Source organism: Streptomyces sp. NBC_00286, assembly GCF_036173125.1.
In the GTDB taxonomy this organism is placed as follows: Bacteria; Actinomycetota; Actinomycetes; order Streptomycetales; family Streptomycetaceae; genus Streptomyces.
The window spans coordinates 9,746,302-9,764,576 of record NZ_CP108054.1; the positions used below are offsets into that span (position 1 = coordinate 9,746,302).

Here is an 18,275-nt window from a genome sequence, read left to right on the forward strand (position 1 = left end):
GCGTGACCACACGCGCCTGCGGCCGGTACGCCGTTCCGTGTACCGGCCGCGCGGGTCCCGTCGGCGGGGGCTGGCTGCCGTCAGCGCGGAGGCAGCTTCGCGGCAGCCGACCTGGCGAGGGACGTGGCCATCGAGCGGAGTTCGCCGATGGGGCGTCGGCCGTCGACCTGCAGGCGGAGCATCTCGGCGGCCGGTTCGGCGTTCTTGCCGCTGTACGGGCGGTACTCGACGAAGACCGTGCAGGAGTCGTCCTCGGCCTCGACGATGGCGTCGTATCCGCCGATCCGGATGGGATCGCCGTCCGCCTCGGTCTTGGGCTGGTCACGGAAGAAGCTCACCTCCGTCTCCAGGTCGTCTTCGTCGCTGGACCACTCGCAGCGCCACTTGGCGACATCGATGTCCGACGGCGCGCCCGCTTTGACGCCGGGGACGACGGACAGTGCCTTGGCGTCGAGCAGATCACAGGCGTTCGACCAGGCCAGCGAGTCTTTCGGGTAGGCCTGGGGGCGGCGGGGGACCGGGCCCCGGTTGAGCACGGCGGCCGCGCTCTGGGCGGCCGAGTCGGCGACCCCGCACAGCGCCGCCCTGCCACCGGTCACGGTGCCGTCACCCATGTTGACGCGAACCTCGACGAGAAGGCCGTCGGAGTCGCCCTCAGGCACCAGTATCAGCCCGCACTCGTCGTCCTGCGGATCTTCCTCCAGGATGCCGATCTTCCCGACCGTCGTGGCGGGTTGCGACGACTCGGGGCGTGAGCCCGGCTGGAGGTCCAGCGACACGTCGATACGGTTCTCCTCGTCGGTGTGGACGAGCACGTCACAGCGGTCGAAGTTCCCGTAATCCACGTCTACTTGAGCCTCGCCGAACCGCCCGAGGGCAGTGGGATCGGCCAGCGTGCACAGGTCGGCGGTGCGGGGGTCGCCGATCAGCGACTGCGCCGAGCTCTTGCCCGAGCCGTTGGAGGCCTCGCCGGTGAGCCGACCCTGGCCGGCCTGGTCGGTGTCATGCGTCTCGCCGTCGTCATCGGGCAGGAAGACGAAGGTCAGGGCCAGAGCCAGGGCGGCACTGGCGCCGAGGGCCGCGACGAGCGGCCAGCGCCGCCGCGCATGCCCGGCCTCAGTCTCGTCACCGCCACGCCGCCGCCCATGCCCGGCCAGCTCGTCACTGCCAGGCCGCTGGCCATGCCCGGCCAGCTTGCCACCGTCATTCAGGGTCTGCTCGTCGACATCCTGCTCCAGCCCGGCGATGGGCGCCAGGAGCCGCTTCACCTCGGCCGCTGCGGGGCGGTGCCGTGGATCGCGCTGAAGCATGGAGGTGAGTACGGGATACAGCGGTCCCACAGCCTCGGCGTCCATCTCGACGACGCCCCGCTCGGCCTTCCAGTGCGTCAGCCGCTCGGTGTCCTCCCCCTCGCCGCTTGCTTCCTGTCTGTGCTCTTCGTCCCCGTCGGACACGTGTCCGCGCGGCGGCGACCCGGTGACCAGCGCGTACAGCGTGGCGCCCAGGCAGAACACGTCCGACTCCGGCAGGGGAATGTTCCCGCGGGCCAGCTCGGGGGCGGCGTAGGCCGGAGTGAAGCTGGACGGGCCGTTGGCCGTGACGGTCTCGGTGCCGCCGGACCGGTGCGCGGCGCCGAAGTCCAGCAGCTTCGCGGTACCGCGCCCGGTGAGGCCGACGTTCGCGGGCTTGATGTCGCAGTGCACGATGCCCGCCTCGTGCAGGGCGGTGAGCGCGTCGGCGAGCTCGGCACCGATGCGGGCCGCCCGCTGGGGCGACATCGGCGGCTCCCGGTCCAGGCCGCCGCCAGGCACGTACTCCATGATGAACCAGTACGTGTCCTCGCCGCGCCCGCCGCCCTCACCATCGCCGTCCTGCGGCACTTTCACGACATCGAACAGCGTCACGACGTGGGGATGATCGCGGAACTTGGCCATGGCGCGCGGCTCGCCCAGCAGCCGCCGTACCGCGGTTTCGCGGTCGCCCTCGATCCGCTCCGGTTTCAGCGCGACGTCCTGCCCGACCATCTTGTCGTGGGCCAGCCACACATCACCGCTCCGCCCGGCGCCGATGACCTCTTTGAGGACATAACGGCCGGCGAACTCGTCTCCACGACGCACGGTTCTCCCCTCATTTCGTCCAGAACGCGCGCGGCCACGTGGCCGCGCGCGTTCTGATCCCGAACCTACTGCGTACCCGGGGGGTTACGCAGGGTCTCCCCGGAGCCTCCATCAGGCACCCTTATGTGTAGAGGTGATGAGGTCGATGGTGCCCGAGTGGCTGTGTCCCGTGAAGGGGCGTCAGATGCTCTGGCTGTATTTCGCCGCCCGGGAACCGGGAGCCGCCGCACAGGCGCCGCAAACGACTGGTGCCGCAGTCGCGGGGATGGCGCCCGCCGTCACCCGTACGGAGTAATCCGGCAGGTGTGGCACGGCGTGCGAAGTCCGCACCAGGCGGGCCACCGGGCCGCGCGGTACCGCCCCGCCGGGCGCCCGCTCGCCGGGCGTTCGCGGTGGGGGTCTCGCAGGATGGTGAGGGCTGCCCGGCCGTGGAACGGGCCGCTGAGCAGCCGGTTCCCGTACGCGGCGGACAGCCGCCCGATCCCCCCACTCAGGGAGAAGCACATGGCAGTGATGACGCAGGCGCTGGTACCGGCGCTCGAAGATGCCCGGCAGACCCATGCCGCAGTCGCCGACCGGTTCCGGGCGGATGTGACGGTCACGCCTCCGGGTCCGTACCGCCAGATGCTGGAGCGCCAGGTCGCCGAGGTCCTGGACAGCCTTCAGCGGATCGAGCATCACGTACGCGAGACACGTCCACGTGGCCTGATCGGCACCACGATCGACATGGCGGGCCTCGTCTCCCGCAGCGCCATGCGTGCGGCCATGCTCCCGCTGGCGATCGGGACGTCGCTCGTGACCGGGCTGCTGGGCGGCCGGCAGGCCAATGAGCTGCGGCTGCTGAAGAACGCCGAGCACGAGTTCACGGCCGCGGCCCGGGCACTGGCCGCGTCCCGCGCGGGGGAGAGCATCGCCGAGGAGATCCAGGACCAGGCCGCCGCCGACCTGCTCGGTTCGCTGCGCCGCCAGGACCAGGAACTGCTGGAGACGCTGGAGGACAGTGTCGCCGCGCACGCGCGGGCCGTGGTAGCCGCGGGCAACGGCTTCGGCCCGGACCACGAAGGCACCGTGCTGGAGGAGGCCGTACGCCTGGTGCGAACGACCGCCGACCGGCTGCGGGACATCGTCCAGACCAGCGGCCGGCAGACCAAGTCCGCGGCCGAGGGCGTGGTCCGCGAGATGCCGGGCGTGACCCGCATGGCCGAGGAGGTCCAGGGCGCGGTGACCCGCGAGGAGGACCTGCCGATCGCCGGATACGGCAGGCTCGGCCTCGACGAGATCAACAAGCGGCTGCGCCCGCTGTCACAGTCCGAACTGACGGTCATCGAAGGCTACGAGCGCGCCCACGCGAACCGCGACGCGGTCCTCGACGCCATCGAGCAGCTCCGCGGCAGCGAACCGTGGCCCGGCTACGACGCCATGGCACCCAGCGACATCATGGCCGAACTGCAGAACGTCTCCCTGAGCGTGGCCCGCAAGGTGGCCGAATACGAGCAGCACCACCGCCGACGCGAGCCGGTCATCTCCGCCGCCCAGTCACGCATCCCCCTGTAGCCGCGACGGACGCCGACAACAGGCCGCCTCCCGCCTCCGGGCAGGAGGCGGCAACGCGTGTACGTTCCCGACCGGCGCCCACAGGCACCTCAACCCCACAAACTCCCCGTGGAACGAGGTCAGTTGACCCTACGTTGTATGCCTAAGGCCAACGATGGCTGTTCCCCAGAAGGAGGCTGTCCGGTGACGCAGGACTCATCCGCCCCCGACACCACGGCATCAGCGAAGATCGACTCGGCGGTGCCGCACTCGGCCCGGATCTGGAACTACTGGCTCGGCGGCAAGGACAACTACCCCGTCGACGAGCAAGCGGGCGACGCCTTCCGCGAGATCTTCCCCGGCATCACCGACCTCGCCCGCGACTCCCGGGCCTTCCTCGGCCGCGCCGTGCGCCACCTGGCCGGAGAGGCCGGCATCCGCCAGTTCCTCGACATCGGCACGGGCCTGCCCACGGCGGACAACACCCACCAGATCGCCCAGCGGGTGGCCCCCGACGCCCGCATCGTCTACGTGGACAACGACCCGCTCGTACTCGCCCACGCCCAGGCCCTGCTGACCAGCACCCGTGAGGGCGTGACCGACTACATCGACGCGGACCTGCACGACCCGGGCGCGGTCCTGCGGGAAGCAGCCCGCACCCTCGACCTCACGAAGCCCGTGGCACTCACACTCATGCAGGTCAGCGGGCACATCGCGGACTACGACGAAGCACGCTCCATCGTCCGTACGCTCATGGAGGCACTGCCGTCCGGCAGCTACTTCGCGTTCAACGACAGCGTGGACACCAACCAGGCCAACGCCGAAGCAACCCGCCTCTACAACGAGAGCGGCGCGGCCCCGTACTACCTGCGCAGCCCGCAGCAGCTCGCCGGCTTCTTCGCCGGCCTGGAACTGCTGGAGCCCGGCGTCGTACCCATCACCGACTGGCGCCCCGATCCCGCGACGACCGGCGCGGGCGGCGAGGTGATCGCCTTGGGTGGGGTCGCCCGTAAGCCGTGAGCAGTGCGGTGGTTGCGTTCACCGGTGGCGAGGGCCGGAGTGGTTCAGGACGTGCCACCACACCTCGGCCGGTGACCGCAGCGGACGGTACGGATAGACATCGGCCGGCGCCCAGCCGGTGTCCGTCGAGAACTCGTCGGGCGCCTCGGCCGCTGCCGCGGCGTCGAGTCCGGCGGGGCGGCCGTTCAGCCAGGAGCCCGTGTCGCTGAAGCGCGTGCCCCCGTAGATCGCGACCACCACGCCGGGACGGGCACCAGGGCCCTCGTACCGAAATACGTTCCTCTCGGAGACCATCGCGAACTCCACCCCGATACCGAGCGCGTACGTGGTGTCCGCTGCCCGGCCCCCGTTGACGTTGTTGACCACATGCACCTGACCGAAGCGGACGCGCGGAGCGCGCTGCCCGATGTCGGTGAAGAGGTTGCGGACGAAGGTGACCTTCAGATGCCCGCGGTCACGGTCGCCGCGCCCGTCACCGGACCCGATGAGCACCGCCTTGTCGTGGTCGGTGAACCGGCTGTCGGACACCGTGATGAAGTCCGAACCGTCCTCGATGTCCAGCAGCCCGTCGTGCCGCTGCACCCGCTCGCCATGGAAGCCGACCGGCGCCGTGCGGTCCGGGTAGCGGCCGTCGGTGAACGTGCAGTGGTCGATCCAGACGTTCCTGCCGGTGACCACCGACATGGCGTCGAAGCGGGCGTTCCAGCTGCCGCGCTCCCCGTCGTCCGGCGACCAGGTCGTGAAGTAGTCGACGGGCGCCTCGAGTTGGAGGTCCCGGACGATGATGTTGGTGCCGGTGTTGACGCTCAGGAAGACCCCGAGCAGGCGGGCGTCGCCGCCCGTGCCGACGAGCGTGGTGTTGCTCGGCACGGTCAGCTGAATCTGCTGCTTCTCCGTGTTCGAACCGGTCTGCCGCAGGGCCCGCTGCTGCTTGCAGTAGGCGTAGCGCGTGTCGGACCACTCGGCGCCGTCCGCGCCGAAGCACGACATGTACTTCGCCAGGTCCTAGCCGGGCGCGTAGTCCTGCTCACCGAGCAGCGTGCCGTCACCGGCCTCATGGCCGCTGATGTCTCCCTCGACCCGGATGACCTTGGGCGCGGTCGCCTCGCCGCGGTTGGCCAGCGCCTCCTTCAGCTCCGCACGCGTCGAGACGGTCCACACCGATTCCGGCCCGGCACCCGCGCCGCCGGTGGTTCCGCCGTTGACGGAAGCCCAGCCGACCGGGCCGGCGTCACGAGGGCCGGAGGCGATCGCGGGGCCCGCGGGCAACAGGGCCGCAGGCCAGCAGAAGGGCTACGACAAGACTCCCGCATACGCGGCTTGCGGGTACGGCTGAGCGGACGGCACCCCAGGAACGTAAATGGCTCGAATCAGCTGCCGTCATCGACGCGAAGTCCTCCTCATCAATCGCTCGTCATCAATCCCTGAGCCGGTCGATCTGCCGGATCTTGTTCGTCGCGTCCAGGGCCGCGACTTTGTAGGACTCCGCGAGGGTGGGGTAGTTGAACACCGCGTTGACCAGGTAGTCGACCGTGCCGCCGCAGCCCATCACGGACTGCCCGATGTGGATCAGTTCGGTGGCCCCCGTACCGAAGCAGTGCACGCCGAGGAGTCTGCGGTCGTCCGGCGAGACCAGCAGTTTCAGCATGCCGTGCGAGTCGCCGATGATCTGCCCCCGGGCCAGCTCGCGATAGCGGGAGATGCCGACCTCGTACGGCACGGAATCCTCGGTGAGCTGGTCCTCGGTCCGCCCGATGAAGCTGATCTCCGGGATGGTGTAGATGCCGATCGGCTGAAGGCCGTCCATCTGGTTCACCGGCTCGCCACAGGCGTGATACGCCGCCGTACGCCCCTGCTCCATCGAGGTCGCGGCCAGCGCCGGGAACCCGATGACATCGCCGACGGCGTAGATGTGTGGCACCTCGGTGCGGAAGTGCTCGTCGACCTTGATCCGGCCGCGCCGGTCGGCGGACAGACCGGCCTTGTCGAGATCGAGGTCGTCGGTGAGGCCCTGGCGGCCCGCGGAGTACATCACCGCGTCCGCAGGTATCTTCTTGCCGCTCTCCAGAAGCGTGAGAGTGCCCCTCGGGTGACGTTCGACCGCGGCGACGGTCTCCCCGAACCGGAAGGTGACGGCCAGGTCCCGAAGGTGGTACTTCAGCGACTCGATCACCTCGACGTCACAGAAGTCGAGCATCCCCGGCCGCTGTTCGACCACGGTGACCTTGCTGCCGAGAGCGGCGAACATGGAGGCGTACTCCATGCCGATCACGCCGGCGCCGACGATGACCATGGAGCGCGGCACCCGTTCCAGATTCAGTACGTTGTCCGAATCGATGATCGTCCGCTCGTCGAACTCGACGCTGGCGGGCCGGGCGGGGCGGGTGCCGGTGGCGATGACGATGTGTTCGGCGTTCAACAGCCGCTCGTTGCCGGTGACTTCGCGCAGTGCGACGGTGTGGTCGTCGACGAAGCGGCCGGTGCCGGCGAACAGGGAGACGTGGTTGCGGGAGAGCTGGCTGCGGATGACGTCGACCTCGCGGCCCACCACGTGCTGGGTACGTGCCGTCAGGTCCGCGACGGTGATGTCCTCCTTTAGACGGTAGCTCTGGCCGTACAGATCACGTTGCGTGAGGCCGGTCAGATACAGGACCGCCTCGCGCAGTGTCTTGGACGGGATGGTCCCGGTGTGGATGGAGACCCCGCCGACCATGTCGGGGCGGTCGATGACGGCGACCCGGCGGCCGAGTTTGGCGGCGGCGATGGCGGCTTTCTGGCCGCCCGGGCCGGATCCGATGACGAGCATGTCGAAGTCGGGCACGTGCGGAGTCTGTCAGCTCGAAGGTCGCACCCGAAAGGGTGAGCAGCCATGTCGGCGACCAACTGCGCGGTTCCGCATACGACTTGATCCTGATCACGAGCGAACGACCGCCTCCGGTCGCTCTCCGCCCGTCTCTCAGGGCAGAGGCTGCTCGGCCCAGATGATCTTGCCGGTGGGGGTGTAGCGGGTGCCCCAGCGTTCGGCGAGCTGCGCGACGAGGAACAGGCCGCGCCCGCCCTCGTCGGTGGTGGCCGCGTACCGCAGATGGGGGGAGGTGCTGCTGCTGTCGAAGACCTCGCAGATCAGGCTCCGGTCGCGGAGCATACGGACACGGATGGGGCCGTTGCTGTAGCGGATGGCGTTGGTGACGAGTTCGCTGAGTATCAGCTCGGTGACGAACGCCAACTCGTCCAGGCCCCACTGGGTCAGCTGTCGGGTGACTGTTTCGCGTACGTCGGCGACGGCGGCCGGGTCGGTGGGCACCTGCCAGTCGGCGATGCGGTCTGCGGGCATTGCGCTGGTGCGTGCGACGAGGAGGGCGATGTCGTCGTTCTGCGGGGCGGGGAGCATGGCGTCGAGTACGGTCCGACAGGTGTCCTCGGGCGTCCTGTGGGCGCCGGTCAGGGCGGTGCGCAGAAGTTCGAGCCCGGCGTCGATGTCGCGTTCCCGGTCCTCGATGAGCCCGTCCGTGTAGAGGACGAGGCGGCTGTCCTCGGCCAGTTGGAGGTCGGCCGTCTCGAACGGCAGCCCCCCGAGCCCGAGCGGCAGACCTGCCGGGACCTCGGGGAACTCGACGCTGCCGTCGGGCTGGATCAGCGCCGGCTGCGGGTGGCCGGCACGGGCCACGCTGCACTGCCGGGACACCGGGTCGTAGATCGCGTACAGACAGGTCGCGCCGGTGACCGCGGCACCGCTGTCGGCCCCCTCGTCCTGATCGATACGGGCCACCAACTCGTCGAGAAGCCCGAGGAGTTCATGGGGCGGCAGATCCAGGGCGGAGAAATTGTGCACCGCGGTACGCAGCCGCCCCATCGTGGCCGCGGCGTGCAGGCCGTGGCCGACGACATCGCCCACGACCAGGGCGACCCGGGCGCCGGGCAGCGGCAGCACATCGAACCAGTCCCCGCCCACCCCTGCCTGGGCGGGCAGGTAGCGGTAGGCGACGTCCAGGGCGTTCTGCTCGGGCAGGTTGCGCGGCAGCAGGCTGCGCTGGAGCGTCTCGGCCATGGTGTGCTCGCGGGTGTAGCGGCGTGCGTTGTCGATGGAGACGGCGGCCCTGGCGACGAGTTCCTCGGCGAGGGCTACTTCCTCGGTGTCGAAGGGTTCTGGTTTCTGGGAGCGCCAGAAGTTGGCTACGCCCAGTACCAGACCTCCCGCCCGCAGGGGGACGGTGATCAGCGAGTGGATTCCGTACGCGACGACCTGCTCGGCGCGTTCCAGATCCTGGGCCAGCCACCCGGGGGCGTCCTTGAGGTTCGGCTCGACGACAGCCTGACCGGTGCTGAGGCTACGGGCCTGCGGTGAGGAAGCGACGAATCTGATGCGCTCACCCACCGGGTAGAGAGGGGCGTCCTGACGGATTCCGCTGAACGCCGTGCGGTGCAGATCGGTGACCTTGTTCGGCTCCTCCCCGTTCAGCACGGCGTCGGCCAGATCCACGGTGACGAAGTCCGCGAAGCGTGGGACGGCCACCTCCGCCAGCTCTCCGGCGGTGCGAGCGACATCCAGCCCGGTGCCGATGCCGACTCCGGCGTCGTACAGCAGCTTGAGGCGTTCTCGGGCCATCTCGGCTCGTCCCGACAGGGCGCGCAGGTCGGTGGTGTCGCGGAGGGTTGCGACGCTGCCGGGCGGGCCTCCCTGGCGGTCGGTGGGCCGCTGGTTGATGGCCAGCAGCCGGTCTCCGACCGGGTGCACCTCGTCCGTGGCCACCCGTCCCGAGGCCAGGAGGCCGGCGGTGTCGGCGTCGAGACCGAGTTCGAGAACGTGTCGGCCCTCGGCGTCGGCAGGCAGGCCGAGCAGCTGCTGGGCCTCGTCATTGGCGAGCAGCAGCCGCCCCGCACCGCTGACGATGATCACTCCCTCCCGGACGGCATGCAGTACGGCGTCATGGTGCTCGTACATACGGGTCATCTCGTACGGGCCCAGACCCCGGGTCTGGCGCAGCAGCCGCCTGCTCACCAGCGCTGTCCCCGCCGTGGACAGGCCGAGTGCCGCGGCCGCCGCCGAAAGGAGGATCGGCAGCTGCCGATCCGCGACGCCACCCACATTGGCGGTCGTGATACCCGCCGACACCAGACCCACGACCGATCCGTCGGGCGCCTTCACCGGAACCACGGCCTGCACCAGCGGCCCGATGGTCCCCTCGATCTCCTCGGTGATCGAACGGCCGGCCAGCGCGGGTTCCATGGTCCCGACGAACTTCCTTCCGATCCTGTCCGGTTTGGGGTGCGTATAGCGGGTCCCGTCGGTGTCCATCACGACGATGAAGTCGACTTCCGACCGCACGCGTGCGGCTTCGGCACGCGGCTGGAGCACCGCCGTGGGGTCGGAACCACGCATGGCCTCGCGCAACCCCGGAGCATTGGCGAACGTCTCGGCGACGGCGAGCGAACGGTTGCGGGCCTCCTCTGTGCTGTCGTGCCGCACTTGCAGCACCAGCGCCAGCACCGCGGCCACGATCAGCATCAGCACGATCACCACTTGCAGTACGAAGACCTGGCCGGCGACGCTGCGCCCGCTCAACGCCGACCGGAACCTGTCGGCCGGTTTTCGCGGGGGCCCGTCTGGGTGCGGTCCTCGTTCTTCGGCGGGTCCGTGCGATGCGTGCCGCGCCCGCTGCTCGTGCGCCCGGCGAGCACCAACACGCCCAAGCCGTGCGCGCAGACCTATGGCAGAGGAGGTCGGCTGAGCCCGGGATCGACCCAAGTGGCGGAGCATGTGCCCATGTCTACACTCCCCGATGCCAGGAGGCGAGGGTGTCACGCACTGCGACAGCCGTGGCCTCGGCCGCGCGGCCGAGGCCACGCCGGCTTGAGGCTCGGGTACGAGCGCTGTGAGGACGCAGGGGAGCGGGGTGCCGCGTGTTCAGCCAATGCACACCACGAGCAGGCAAATCTCCGCCGGGGACGTCGCGGTCGGGGAGCGGCTGGGATGGGTGGCACCGGAAGACGCTCCCGAGTCCGTGTCGTCGGTGGCCGGGGGCGGCTGCTCTGCTGTCCTCCCGGTGCCGCCCTGATCCGTCTCGGGAGAGGCCGGTGAGTCGGTCCCCGGCTGCGGGGCCGACGTCGCCGGCGCCTCCGGAGTCGGTTGAGCAGGGCCTGCGGCATCGGGCCGGGTGATCGTCCGCGTCGTGCGGCGCGCGGGGGCGGGGGACTTCTCACGCGGTAGGTCGGCCGCGGGCGGTTGTACGGGGGGAGTCGTGCGCGAAGACCGGCTGGTATCGGGCTGGGCCGGTGCCGGAAGCGTGGGCAGTGCCGGCGCTTCCTCCGGGACGCCCTTGTACGTGTCGTCCTTGTGCGTATCATCCGGCGCGGTTGCTGCCTGGGCCCGGTCGGTGGGGGGCCGGTCCAGCGCGGCGAGGGTCAGGCCGCCTCCAACGAGTGCGACGGCGGTCGCGACCACGGCCCGGCGCTTGTTCTTCTTCCATCGTGCCAGCTGGCGACGCCGCGCTGCCCGCCCCTGCGGCGCGGCCTCCAGGCCCCCGGAAGAGCCGGTGTGTGGGACCTCATCCGTGCCGTCGCCGCCCGCTGCCTCGTCACGGAGATCGCTACCGTGCCGCGTACGGGAGGCCGTGAACCACGGCGACGCCCCGGTCACCGCCGTTTCCGTCGTCGTCGACAGGGCGTGCCCCTCGACCGCCGGGGGAGCGATGTCCGGGGCGTACGCGCCGCACCCGGGGCACACGAGGGCACCGTTGAGATGCCGGTGACACGAGGAGCAGTAATCCATGTGCGGTCTTCCTGAGTTGACGTGCCGCCGACCCGCCGAGCTGCGGCCCGGGAACGGTCGCACGTGAGATCGAGCAGCCAGCAACGCTAACGGGACTGTCGGCAGGCTGTGTGCAGCCCATGTGGCACTCCTGCAGAGGTTCTCCGGAGGGACTTGTGCGCGGTGTGTGGCCGTAGGCGCTGAGCGGTCGGGGGTGGAGCTGTCGCGATTGTTGCCCTGAGTCGGCGAACCCAGGTGCCGGGCGGCCGCGGCGGCAGCAGCGGTGAATGCCTCGAAGTGACCGACGCCCACCCACCGCCCGTCCGCGACCGCAAGCACTCCACTTGGCCTCGCCGCCCTATTCGCCGCACCGTCCGGACCACCTTCATCGGCGCCCTCAAGACCGACACAGGAAACACATGGGTTAACTCTTGCCACTGGCATGTGGTGCACATACGTTCCCTTCGTCCCCCACTCGGAACGCTCGCTGTGGCGATCCCTGAGCGGGCGTCGACAAGGCGGACAGGCACCCCGTGAAAATACGCATAGGCACCGCTCTGATGTCGATCCCCCCTCACCGTGGCCGCACTTCCCGCAACAGCGGAAGCCGTCACGGCGAACGACCACCTGGTCGAGGTGACCCGAGCCACCGGCAAGGCCATACCCGGCCAGTACATCGTCACCCTCAAACCCGGTACGAACGCCGGCAGCCTGGCCCGCATCGCGGGCGTGCGTACGAGGCACACCTTCGACGCCGTCATCGACGGCTTCGCGGCCGAGCTCAACGCCGGTCAGCTCAACGCCCTGCGCCGCAACCCCGCCGTCCTGCGTATCGAGGAGGACCAGCAGGTCCGCGCCGACCGCACCATCCGCGCCGCCGCCACCCAGAGCAACGCCACCTGGGGCCTGGACCGTATCGACCAGCGCAACCTGCCGCTGTCCACGACGTACGGCTACAACACCACCGCCCCCAACGTGACGGCGTACATCATCGACACCGGCATCGACCCCAGCCACCCCGACTTCGGCAACCGCGCCACGATCGCCTACGACGCCACTCTCGAAGGCCACGGGCTGGACTGCAACGGCCACGGCACACATGTCGCCGGAACCATCGGCGGCACCACCTACGGCGTGGCCAAGGGGGCCAAGCTCCGTGGCGTGCGCGTCCTCAACTGCTCCGGCATAGGGACGAACGCCGATGTGATCGAGGGCATGGACTGGGTCCGTACCCACGCCGTGAAGCCCGCCGTCGCCAACATGTCGCTCGGCGGCGGCTTCTCAGCCACCGTCAACAGCGTGGCCACGAGCCTCAACAACTCCGGTGTCTTCCTCGCCGTCGCGGCCGGCAACGAAGAAGAGGATGCCTGCAAGACCTCGCCGGCCAGCGCCTCCGGTGTGATGACCGTCGCGGCGTCGGACAAGACAGACACCGCCGCCTCCTTCACGAACTACGGTTCCTGCGTGGAGACTTACGCGCCCGGCGTCTCCATCACCTCCGCCTGGCTCCTGGGCACCACCAACACCCTCAGCGGCACCTCGATGGCCAGCCCGCACGTCGCGGGTGTGGGTGCGCTCTACAAGGGCGCCAAGGGTGACGCGGCGTCCTCTACCGTCAACAAGTGGATCAACAGCAACGCCATCAGCGGTGTGATCAAGAACAACCGCGCCGGCACCCCCAACCGACTGCTGTACAAGAACACCCTCTGAAGCTTGTTCTTTAAGGTCCGGCCGACCTTGAAGGTTGGCCGTATTGAAGCTCGTCTTCAGAGGGCTCGTCCGGCACCATGATCGTGTGACGAACAACGAGGAAGCCCGCGTACCGTCCATCAGCACAGGGCTTGTTGTAGGCATGCTGATCGGCATTCCAGTTGGGCTCGTGCTCGGACTGGCTGTTTTCGACAGCATGGCGATGGGCCTGGTGCTCGGCGGTGGTGCAGGCGGAGTCCTTGGTGTCACTTTCCGGGCGTCGCTGCGCTCGCAGCGCCAGTCCCCGTGAAGACTCCGCATGGCTGCTCAGCTTGATCTGTAGCCTTCGGCGTCGAACGGCATCTCGAACTGGGTCGCTCACCTGGGTATTCTCCGGACGCTGAGGCGGCCTTCGCCTGATCATGTGCTCCGACCAAGGTGCACTAATCAGAACGAAGGCCGTGAGGGTGAGTCTGCTGCCTGAAGCTGTTCCAGGAGAAGCGTTCGCGGAAGCGTCACGCTTCCGGGCCGAGTTGTACGAGTGTCTGACCGTCCGGGGCGATGAGTTGTTCGAGCTGGTGGACGCGGCGTTGTGTACGCCGGGTGCGGTGCACTCGGTGGTGGAGCTGACACTGCTGCCCGAGCACCGCCGTGGGCACGGCGCGATGTACAACGGTCTCAATCAAGGCCGGATCGACACCGGCCGGCTGCGCTCGCTGCTGGCTGGGCTGCCGCTGCCCCCGTTTCCGGTTCCTCCGAGGAGGGTGCTGCGTCATCGCCCGTGTGCGGTTTGTCCTTGGTCATCGCTGTGCCTTCTCCTTGATCTCGGCCACGTCGGCCTTGACGCTGTCCATGGCCTGCTCGGGTCTGGGCGGGGATGCCTTGCCGACCTGCTGCCTGCCGAGAGTGGCCATCAGCGCGGTGATGACGGCCAGGACGCCGGCGACGATCAGCGCCGCCGCCCACACGTCAAGTACGAGCGACAGCGCGGCGATCGCGGTGGCCAGCAGTGCCTGCAGGGCGAAGATACCCACCAGGCCGGCGCCGCCGAACAGGCCGCCGCCCTTGCCGAACCGCTTGCCCTTCTCGGTCATCTCCGCCTGCGCCAGGCGCATCTCATCGCGGACCAGCTGCGAAGCACGCTGTACCAGGTCGCCGACCGCTTCCCGCGATCCGCTGTCGGTGCGAGGGGAGCCCTCTGCTGTCATGGGTGCTCACCTGCCCTTCGTCGGTCTGTCCGCACAATCGGCGGTCTCCTCTTCCACCGTCCGGTCGGTGCCCCGTGTACCCCCGCGACGGCACATCACCACACGTCAGAGCACGCGTCGCCACGGTGGAGGTGGTGCGGCGCGTACCAGGGCTGCTGCGGCCAGCCCGATCACGCCGCCGGCAGCCACGTCGGAGGGGTAGTGCGCACCGCTGTGCACGCGCTCCGCGGCCACCATCACCGCCGACATCCCACAAGCGGCACCGGCGGCCGGCCACACCGGCGCGACGGCTCCGGAGAAAGCGAAGGCGGCAGCCGTGTGCCCGGAGGGAAAGGAGAAGCTCTCCGGACGGTCCCGGAGATCCTCCGGCGGGACCCATTCCCGCGGCGGGCGACGCCGCCGGGACAACTGCTTGACGACCGCGTTGGACAGCACCTGGGCCGTGGCCATGGCCGCCACCCCGGCGGCGGCTGCCGTACGGCCGCGCCACCCGCCGACGGCGGCCATCAGCCCTGCCGCCGCCCACCACAGCTTGGTGTGCTCGGCCGCCTCCTCCACCGCGGGCACGATCCGCCGCACCCACGGCGGCCGCCACCCGATCGACCACCTGGCGAGCCGGCGATCGCCGGCACGCAGATCCGCCATCGTTCCCATGACCAGCCGACTTTCCGTCCAGGGCCCTCTCAACCCGGGCTCGCGGTGGTGATCCACGACCTCAGGATTCGAGACGGCGTCGGTCCTCCTCGTCCCACTTCCGGGTGTCGCGCGGCTGCACGTACGGCTCCTTCTCGGCCGGGTGGCCGCCCGCGACGGCGCGCTGGCGGGCCAGCTCCGCGTCGAACTCCAAGCCGAGCAGAATCGCCAGGTTGGTGATCCACAGCCACACCAGGAAAATGATCACGCCGGCGAGCGTGCCGTAAGTCTTGTTGTACGAGCCGAAGTTGGCCACGTACAACGCGAACCCCGCCGAAGCGATCATCCAGATCACCAGCGCCAGGAAACTGCCGGGCGTGATCCAGCGGAAGCCGCGGACCCTCGCGTTCGGCGTCGCCCAGTACAGGATCGCGATCATGACCGTCACCAGGACCACCAGCACCGGCCACTTGGCGTACGACCACACCGTCAGTGCCGTGTCACCAACGCCCAGCGTGGTGCCGACCTGCCGGGCCAGCGCGCCGGTGAACACGACGATCACCGCACTGACCACAGCCATGATCATCAGCGCTACGGTCACCCCGACCCGCACCGGCAGGACCTTCCACACGGGACGGCCCTCGGGAACGTCGTACACCGCGTTCGCGCTCCTGATGAACGCGGCGACATAGCCGGAGGCCGACCACACCGCGAGCACCAGACCCACGATCGCCATGACGGAGCCGATCCCGGCGTTGCCCTGCAACTGCTGCACCGCGTTGCGCAGGACGTCCTGCGCGGCCCCCGGCGCGAGACTCTCGATGTTGTCCAGCACCTGCCGCGTCGCCGACTCCCCGGCGACTCCGATCACCGAGATCAACGCCAGCAGCGCCGGGAACAGCGCCAGGATCCCGTAGTACGTCAGCGCCGCGGCCCGGTCGGTCAGCTCGTCCTTCTTGAACTCCTTGAGGGTCCCTTTCAGCACCGCCCACCAGGAGCGCTTGGGCAGATCCGTCGGCGTGTCCGGCGCCTGCCGCTCCACCTGCTCATCCGGCCCGGCGTCCGGCCCGGCTTCCGGCGCCCGTACGGTCCCGGCCTGCTGGTCGGCCGTACCGTGCGCGCCATGCCGGCCGTGTCCGTCGTGCCTTCCATGCCGTCTCAGTGTCCGTACCATGCCGCACGCGTATCCTCGGAACGCACTGCTTACACCCCATTCGTGAAGAATGTGTTCTGGGTGCGTTTCATTCTGTTTTGCGGTGGTTAGCCGGGGATGGAGGACAGCAGAAGGGAGATCACGATGATCACCCAGGAGCAGATCCCGACTGTATTGGACCACCCGGTCTACGACACCGACGGCAACAAGATCGGCGACGCCAAGCACGTGTTCCTCGATGACGCCACCCGGCGGCCGGAATGGGTCAGCGTCAAGACGGGCCTGTTCGGCACCAGCGAATCGTTCGTGCCGCTCAGCGACGCCAGCCTGGTCGAGGACCACCTGGAAGTGCCGTACCGCAAGGACAAGGTCAAGGACGCCCCCAACGTCGACGTTGATGCCGGCGGGCACCTGTCCGAGGAGGAAGAACACCGCCTGTACGAGTACTACGGCATCGACTGGGACGCCGCCTGGCAGCAGGCCGCCCGCACCGGCACCGGCCGCGAGGCAGGTACCACGGATGACGCGATGACACGCTCCGAGGAGCAGATGCACGTCGGCACCGAGCGCCAGGAGGTCGGGCGGGCCCGCCTGCGCAAGTACGTCGTCACCGAGGAAGTCCAAAAGACCGTCCCCGTACGCCACGAGGAAGTCCGCATCGAACGCGAACCGGTCACCGAAGCCAACGTCGACGACGCCACGGCTGGCCCGGACATCAGCGAAGCCGAGCACGAGGTGACCCTGCACGCGGAACGCCCTGTAGTGGAGACCGAGGCGGAGCCGGTCGAGCGGGTACGCCTCACCACCGAGGAGCGCACCGAGGAGGAGACCGTCACTGGCAAGGTCCGCAAGGAGAAGATCGAAGCCGACGTTTCCGACGAGGACGACAAGCGCCAGCAGTAAATGGGCTGGCTCCACCTGTCCCGCGCCAATCAATCATCGGCCGCGCGGTCCGCACTCAGTAGCCGACTCCGATGGCCTGGCCACTCAGGGCCAATCGCTCGGCCTTTCGGCTCGGCGGAGGATTTCCCTGCCGTCCAGGAATCACGAGAGTTCGCGACCAAGACGTTGCACCTGCGCCCGACCGGGACGTGGCCGACCGCACTGGATCTTCTCGCCCGGGTTGAGATCGGTGTGCCTCCGGATCCAGGCCCGGCCGCCGCCGCCTTTCTGCAGGCACTGGACCCGCTGGAGGTAGAGCGCGCGGCTCTCGCTCGGATGGACCTGGAGAATGTGCCGGGTGGCGGAACCGCGGCTGTGCTGGGGCAGTTGGCGGAGTGGGCCCTTGGCGCTTGATCTGTCGGGTGTGCGCCGGATCGTCGAGAGACTGCTCGACGATGAGGTCCGGTTGTGGCGGGACACGGACGGTGCATCGGGCGATGAACTCGATGAGAAAACGGGCGAGTTGAGGACGGGTGGCCATGCGGCGGGTCCCCTGTGGAAGGGCCCTGCGGCCATCGTGCTTCCGGGGCAACTCTCGTTCGCACCGCCTCTGGATGGGGTGGTCGCCTCGTCTCCTGTCTCGACCGCGTACCAGGCATTGCTGCCCTTGTCTGCCCCGTCTGTGAGGGTCGATGACGTGCTGAGCGTTTCCCGTTCCGGGCGGGACGCACAGCTGGTCGGCCGCCGGTTCCGGGTGGCGGGGGTAGCGGTCGGTGCGTACTCGGGTGGTGCGCGTAGTGCGTTTGGAGCCCACCCTGACGCGGGCGCTTTCCGGGACCCGATCCAGCTGGCGACGGCGCTGACCGGAATGGGGACAGCCGTCCGGGCGCGTACGCGGGCGATCACCCGACATCACGCAATGCTGCTGCGGGTCCGCATCCAGAAGAACGCCTCCGGGCGACCCGGCCCGAACGTGGTCACCGGCCGGTACCGGGCCTCATGGGACCTGAAGATGGCGGTCGCCGGGAGCCAGGTGAGCGCCGTGGTGTTCACCGATGCGCCTCAGCAGCGGCGGCTGGAGTACGGCTTCGTCGGGGTCGACCGTTTGGGGAGGCACTACCAGCAGCCGCCATACCCGCACGTCGAGCCCGCCTTCCGGCAGACACAGCCCGGTTTCCTCGAGGCCCACGTTCGGCGCCGGGCAGATCTATGCCGCTGGTGTCGTGGACGACGCGCAGCGGGGTGAGGGACGGCATCGCCGTTTGGGGGCCGGGATGCTGGCGAAGCGGGTC

Annotated in this window: 14 protein-coding genes and 2 pseudogenes; 7 read left to right on the forward strand and 9 right to left on the reverse strand. The window is 69.3% G+C overall.

The window, feature by feature from the left end; translation table 11 throughout:
* Nucleotides 1–80: 80 nt before the first annotated feature.
* Nucleotides 81–2,132: pseudogene (locus tag OHT21_RS43995) on the reverse strand (serine/threonine-protein kinase); the annotation flags it as partial.
* Nucleotides 2,133–2,621: 489 nt separating this feature from the next.
* On the opposite strand from OHT21_RS43995, the gene OHT21_RS44000 reads away from it, so the two are divergent.
* Both OHT21_RS44000 and OHT21_RS44005 read left to right on the forward strand, forming a co-directional pair.
* Nucleotides 2,622–3,671: a hypothetical protein gene (locus OHT21_RS44000; RefSeq protein WP_328773848.1), complete on the forward strand. Its 1,050-nt coding sequence runs from the start codon at nt 2,622–2,624 to the stop codon at nt 3,669–3,671.
* Nucleotides 3,672–3,854: 183 nt separating this feature from the next.
* On the forward strand, nt 3,855–4,670 hold the full coding sequence (locus OHT21_RS44005; protein WP_328773849.1) for an SAM-dependent methyltransferase: 816 nt from the start codon (nt 3,855–3,857) through the stop codon (nt 4,668–4,670).
* An 18-nt stretch (nt 4,671–4,688) separates the two neighbouring features.
* Here OHT21_RS44005 and OHT21_RS44010 read toward each other — a convergent pair whose 3' ends face one another.
* The 5 genes from OHT21_RS44010 to OHT21_RS44030 all read right to left on the reverse strand — a co-directional run bounded on the left by OHT21_RS44010 (nt 4,689) and on the right by OHT21_RS44030 (nt 11,439).
* A complete protein-coding gene (locus OHT21_RS44010; protein ID WP_328773850.1) occupies nt 4,689–5,660 on the reverse strand; it encodes a pectate lyase family protein in 972 nt (323 codons plus the stop codon).
* A gap of 15 nt (nt 5,661–5,675) precedes the next feature.
* Nucleotides 5,676–5,939 carry a hypothetical protein gene (locus tag OHT21_RS44015; RefSeq protein WP_328773851.1) on the reverse strand — a complete coding sequence of 88 codons (264 nt, stop codon included), beginning with the start codon at nt 5,937–5,939 and terminating at the stop codon, nt 5,676–5,678.
* A gap of 148 nt (nt 5,940–6,087) precedes the next feature.
* Nucleotides 6,088–7,491 (reverse strand): Si-specific NAD(P)(+) transhydrogenase, encoded by a 1,404-nt coding sequence (sthA, locus tag OHT21_RS44020; RefSeq protein WP_328773852.1) that lies wholly within the window; start codon nt 7,489–7,491, stop codon nt 6,088–6,090.
* A 135-nt stretch (nt 7,492–7,626) separates the two neighbouring features.
* Entirely contained in the window at nt 7,627–10,428 is a 2,802-nt protein-coding gene (locus OHT21_RS44025) for a SpoIIE family protein phosphatase (RefSeq protein ID WP_443050600.1), read from the reverse strand.
* 147 nt (nt 10,429–10,575) lie between these two features.
* The gene (locus OHT21_RS44030; protein WP_328773853.1) at nt 10,576–11,439 is read right to left on the reverse strand and encodes an SCO2400 family protein; all 864 of its coding nucleotides are present in this window, start codon (nt 11,437–11,439) and stop codon (nt 10,576–10,578) included.
* Between the two features lie 558 nt (nt 11,440–11,997).
* Between OHT21_RS44030 and OHT21_RS44035 the strand changes: the two genes are divergently transcribed.
* The 3 genes and pseudogenes from OHT21_RS44035 to OHT21_RS44045 all read left to right on the forward strand — a co-directional run.
* Nucleotides 11,998–13,128, forward strand: coding sequence for a S8 family peptidase (locus OHT21_RS44035; protein ID WP_328773854.1), 1,131 nt, complete (start codon nt 11,998–12,000; stop codon nt 13,126–13,128).
* Nucleotides 13,129–13,213: 85 nt separating this feature from the next.
* Nucleotides 13,214–13,417 carry a hypothetical protein gene (locus OHT21_RS44040; protein ID WP_328773855.1) on the forward strand — a complete coding sequence of 68 codons (204 nt, stop codon included), beginning with the start codon at nt 13,214–13,216 and terminating at the stop codon, nt 13,415–13,417.
* A gap of 157 nt (nt 13,418–13,574) precedes the next feature.
* Nucleotides 13,575–13,847: pseudogene (locus tag OHT21_RS44045) on the forward strand (transposase); the annotation flags it as partial.
* A gap of 60 nt (nt 13,848–13,907) precedes the next feature.
* Here OHT21_RS44045 and OHT21_RS44050 read toward each other — a convergent pair.
* The 3 genes from OHT21_RS44050 to OHT21_RS44060 form a co-directional block, all read right to left on the reverse strand.
* Nucleotides 13,908–14,315: a phage holin family protein gene (locus tag OHT21_RS44050; RefSeq protein WP_328773856.1), complete on the reverse strand. Its 408-nt coding sequence runs from the start codon at nt 14,313–14,315 to the stop codon at nt 13,908–13,910.
* A 105-nt stretch (nt 14,316–14,420) separates the two neighbouring features.
* A complete protein-coding gene (locus OHT21_RS44055) occupies nt 14,421–14,969 on the reverse strand; it encodes a phosphatase PAP2 family protein (RefSeq protein ID WP_328773857.1) in 549 nt (182 codons plus the stop codon).
* Nucleotides 14,970–15,030: 61 nt separating this feature from the next.
* Nucleotides 15,031–16,122: a YihY/virulence factor BrkB family protein gene (locus OHT21_RS44060; protein ID WP_328773858.1), complete on the reverse strand. Its 1,092-nt coding sequence runs from the start codon at nt 16,120–16,122 to the stop codon at nt 15,031–15,033.
* A gap of 123 nt (nt 16,123–16,245) precedes the next feature.
* Between OHT21_RS44060 and OHT21_RS44065 the strand changes: the two genes are divergently transcribed.
* Together OHT21_RS44065 and OHT21_RS44070 are read left to right on the forward strand one after the other, a co-directional pair.
* A complete protein-coding gene (locus OHT21_RS44065) occupies nt 16,246–17,004 on the forward strand; it encodes a PRC and DUF2382 domain-containing protein (RefSeq protein WP_328773859.1) in 759 nt (252 codons plus the stop codon).
* A gap of 382 nt (nt 17,005–17,386) precedes the next feature.
* The gene (locus OHT21_RS44070) at nt 17,387–18,229 is read left to right on the forward strand and encodes a DUF6093 family protein (RefSeq protein WP_328773860.1); all 843 of its coding nucleotides are present in this window, start codon (nt 17,387–17,389) and stop codon (nt 18,227–18,229) included.
* Nucleotides 18,230–18,275: the final 46 nt, after the last annotated feature.